This is a genomic window from Rhodococcus ruber, from assembly GCF_027270735.1.
In the GTDB taxonomy this organism is placed as follows: Bacteria; Actinomycetota; Actinomycetes; order Mycobacteriales; family Mycobacteriaceae; genus Rhodococcoides; species Rhodococcoides rubrum_A.
In genome coordinates this window covers 1-1731 of the sequence record NZ_JAPWIJ010000029.1, presented here as the reverse complement: position 1 = coordinate 1731, position 1731 = coordinate 1, and the positions used below count along the sequence as shown (strand labels likewise).

At 65.2% G+C, this 1731-nt stretch carries 2 protein-coding genes and 1 pseudogene; all 3 read left to right on the top strand.

The features are described from left to right. A pseudogene (locus tag O4220_RS27675) lies at nucleotides 1-282 on the top strand (mycofactocin radical SAM maturase); the annotation flags it as partial. Further along, nucleotides 282-1463, top strand: coding sequence for a pre-mycofactocin synthase MftD (gene mftD, locus O4220_RS27670; protein WP_269608744.1), 1182 nt, complete (start codon nucleotides 282-284; stop codon nucleotides 1461-1463). The pseudogene O4220_RS27675 and the gene mftD, both read left to right, overlap by 1 nt. A gap of 8 nt (nucleotides 1464-1471) precedes the next feature. Then, a partial coding sequence (locus O4220_RS27665) for an alpha-hydroxy-acid oxidizing protein (RefSeq protein ID WP_269608743.1) occupies nucleotides 1472-1731 on the top strand: 260 nt, incomplete at its 3' end.

Below are 1731 nucleotides of genomic sequence, written 5' to 3'. Positions count from 1 at the left end.
GCATGCACCAAGTGTGCGCATTTCGATTCGTGCCGCGGTGGGTGCATGGCGGCGAAATTCTTCACCGGCCTGCCCATGGACGGCCCGGATCCCGAATGCGTCATCGGTAACGGCGAGATGGCGTTGGCGGCGGCGGGGGAGATCCCCAAATCGAGCGTCGACCATTCCCGTACCGGGCAGCGCAAAACCCCTCGAAAGTCGGTGCCGCTGACGTTGATGATGCGTCCACCGGCGAAGATCTGCGACGAGAACCCGCTCGCAGGAATGGAACAGGAAAGCTGATGGCGAAGAGTGCGTGGTTCGAGACCGTTGCCGAAGCGCAGCGGCGGGCGAAGAAACGTCTACCGAAGTCCGTGTACGCGGCGCTGGTGGCCGGCTCGGAGCGTGGGTTGACGATCGACGACAACATGGCGGCGTTCGGCGAGTTGGGGTTCGCCCCGCACGTAGCGGGGTTGTCGGACAAGCGGGACTTGTCGACGACGGTGATGGGGCAGTCGCTGTCGTTCCCGGTGATGATCTCCCCGACGGGTGTGCAGGCCGTCCATCCCGACGGTGAGGTCGCTGTGGCGAGAGCTGCTGCAGCGCGGGGTATTCCGATCGGCTTGTCCTCGTTCGCGAGCAAGTCCGTCGAGGAGGTCGCGGCGGCGAATCCGCAGACGTTCTTCCAGATGTACTGGGTGGGCTCACGCGAGGTGTTGTTGCAGCGGATGGAGCGGGCCCGCGCCGCGGGTGCGGTGGGGTTGATCATGACGCTGGATTGGTCGTTCTCCAACGGCCGCGACTGGGGTAGCCCGTCGATCCCGGAGAAGATGGACCTCAAGGCGATGGTGCAGTTCGCCCCGGAAGGCATCATGCGTCCGAAGTGGTTGTGGGAGTTCGCGAAGACCGGGAAGATCCCGGATCTGACGACCCCGAACCTGACCCCGGCGACGGGTGGTCCGGCTCCGACGTTCTTCGGTGCGTACGGGGAGTGGATGGGGACTCCGTTGCCGACGTGGGAGGACGTGGCGTGGTTGCGTGAGCAGTGGGGTGGGCCGTTCATGCTCAAGGGTGTCATGCGGGTCGACGACGCGAAGCGTGCGGTCGATGCCGGTGTCACGGCGATTTCGGTGTCCAATCATGGTGGTAACAATCTCGACGGCACTCCGGCTCCGATCCGGGCTCTGCCGGCGATCGCGGAGGCGGTCGGTGATCAGGTCGAGATCACCCTCGATGGTGGTATCCGGCGGGGTAGTGATGTGGTGAAGGCGCTGGCGTTGGGTGCGCGGGCGGTGTTGATCGGGCGGGCGTATTTGTGGGGTCTGTCGGCCGGTGGTCAGGCGGGTGTGGAGAATGTGCTCGACATTCTGCGCGGCGGTGTCGATTCGGCGGTGTTGGGGCTCGGGCATACCTCGGTGCACGATCTGTCGCCGTCGGATGTGGTGATGCCGGCCGGGTTCGACCGCAGACTCGGCGTCGACTAGCGAACCCCGTGTACGACAGATCGAGCTGGTTCGAGAGCGTTGCCGATGCACAACGCCGTGCGAAGAAGCGACTCCCGAAGTCGGTGTATGCGGCGCTGGTGGCGGGATCCGAGCAGGGTCTGACGGTGTCGGACAATACGGCTGCGTTCGCCGACCTCGGGTTCGCCCCGCACGTGGCAGGGCTGTCGGACACTCGTGAGTTGTCGACGACGCTGATGGGTCAGCCGCTGTCGTTTCCGGTGATGATCTCCCCGACGGGTGTGCAGGC

Coding starts and splice junctions, on each gene's coding strand:
- mftD (WP_269608744.1), top strand. CDS start 282: ATGGCGAAGAGTGCGTGGTTCGAGACCGTTGCCGAAGCGCAGCGGCGG.